Annotated in this window: 2 protein-coding genes and 1 tRNA gene; 2 read left to right on the top strand and 1 reads right to left on the bottom strand. The window is 68.6% G+C overall.

What is annotated here, in order from left to right; translation table 11 throughout:
• Position 1 precedes the first annotated feature (1 nt).
• Positions 2–238 carry a hypothetical protein gene (locus C5O18_RS09060; protein WP_105193284.1) on the bottom strand — a complete coding sequence of 79 codons (237 nt, stop codon included), beginning with the start codon at positions 236–238 and terminating at the stop codon, positions 2–4.
• A gap of 1,022 nt (positions 239–1,260) precedes the next feature.
• On the opposite strand from C5O18_RS09060, the gene C5O18_RS09055 reads away from it, so the two are divergent.
• Positions 1,261–1,337: transfer RNA gene (locus tag C5O18_RS09055), tRNA-Arg, on the top strand.
• A 59-nt stretch (positions 1,338–1,396) separates the two neighbouring features.
• On the top strand, positions 1,397–1,825 hold a 429-nt coding region (locus C5O18_RS09050), incomplete at its 3' end, for a DMT family transporter (RefSeq protein WP_146089323.1).

The following is a 1,825-nucleotide window of genomic DNA, read 5'->3' as shown; positions in this document are numbered from 1 at the left end:
CTCAGTAGGTGTAGTTCACCCCGAAAGTCAGCTCGTACTGGTGCATGTCGATGGTGATGCGCTGGTCGCGGTCATCCTCGTCGGCGCGGATCAGGCTGCCGCCGCTGAGCAGCTGCACATTGCTGAGCGGGTTGCGGCCGCTGACCGGGTTGGCGGGCGCGTACATCAGGCTGAGGTCGAAGCCCAGCCGGGGCGAGGACTGCCAGGACACGCCGGCGGTGTAGTGCTTCTCGACCACGGCCGGCGCCAGGATGTTGAACAGCAGCTCGGTCTCGGGAATCGGCTGCTCGCGCGGCTGGCTGTAGCCCAGGCGCCAGGTCCAGTCGCCCTGACGGAGCTGGTAGCCGATCTTGTAGACCTCGACATCGCGCCAGCCGAAGCCGGGGCCGCCGTCCGCGCCCAGGCAGCCCTCGCTGGCGGCGGTGCTGCCGAGCAGGCGCTGGACCGCGCAGTTGTTGACGAAGCTNGTTGTCGGACACGTTGTCCGGGCTGTTGGAGAACTGCGCGAACGCCTGCAGGCCGGTGGCCTGGAAGCGCTGCGCGGCGATGATGGGCGTAATGCCGATCGACGTGTGCTCGCCCAGCCGGTAGGCGAAGCTGGGCGCGATGAAGAGCTGGATCAGGTCCACCGAGGCGGTACCGCGGCCATTGCCGCAGAAGCCCAGCGTATCGCCATNCGCCGAGCTGGCGCACCAGGCCGAAACCGGGAATGCCGAACAGGTCGTGCTCGCTGTCGACCCGGCCGGCATCGAGGTTGACGATGCCCAGCCCGACATTGCCGGCCTCGACCTCGTAGCCGCGCTTGGGCACGAACAGGCTGAGGTTGGCATCCCAGCGGTTGCCGACACGGGCGATGCCGGCCGGGTTGATGGTGGCGATCAGCGCATCTTCCGACGAGGCCGTGCCGCTGCCGCCGAGCGCGCGCTGGGCGGCGCTGTAGCCGTGGGCGAAATAGCCGTTGGTGGCCACCGCCGGCATGGACGCCAGCGATGCCAGGGCGGTGATCGCGAATGTCAGCAGCCGGGCCGTCCGGCGGGGAGTGGAGCGCATGTTCCTGTGCCTCGTGCATCAGGGCCAGCGACTGGCGGCTGGCACATGGCGGAAGCATAGGCAGCGGCCATATCAGCACAAAGGAACATGTTGCGATATCGATATCACGCGCAGTGATAAGAAAAGGCGCCGCCGCCTTCATGGACGACCGCGACGACTCCCGCTATCATGCGGCCTCCCGGCATGACACGGCCGGGATCGTGTTGTCACGCGCCTGTAGCTCAGCTGGATAGAGTATCGGTTTCCGAAGCCGGTGGTCGTGGGTTCGAATCCCGCCAGGCGCGCCATATTCCCGTCATGGCCGTCCGGTCGCGCGGCATGATGGATGCCCGCACCGGGAGCGCTCATGTCCGCCACCCAGCCTGCTCCACAGTCCGGCCGCCTCCTGGCCTTCGCCATGCTCGCGCTGGTCATGCTGCTGTGGTCCGGCAACATGATCGTGGGCCGCGCCGTGCGCGACGACATCCCTCCGTTCACGCTGGCGCTGGTGCGCTGGATCGGCGCGCTCTGCATCATCCTGCCCTTCGCCCTGCGGCACCTGGCCGCCGATGCCGGCGAGCTGCGGCGGCACTGGCGCCCGGTGCTGGCGCTGGGCCTGATCGGCGTCGCCGGCTTCAACGCCTTCATCTATTCCGGCCTGCGCGAGACCACCGCCAGCAACGCGCTGCTGCTGCAGGCCGCGATTCCGGCGCTGGTGCTGCTGGCCGACCGCCTGTTCTTCGCTACCGGGGCCGGCGCGGGCCGGATCGCCGGCGTCACCCTGTCCACGCTGGGC

This window comes from Amnimonas aquatica (assembly GCF_002943415.1).
GTDB classification, from domain to species: Bacteria; Pseudomonadota; Gammaproteobacteria; order Pseudomonadales; family Moraxellaceae; genus Perlucidibaca; species Perlucidibaca aquatica_A.
This window is presented reverse-complemented; position numbering and strand designations above follow the sequence as displayed.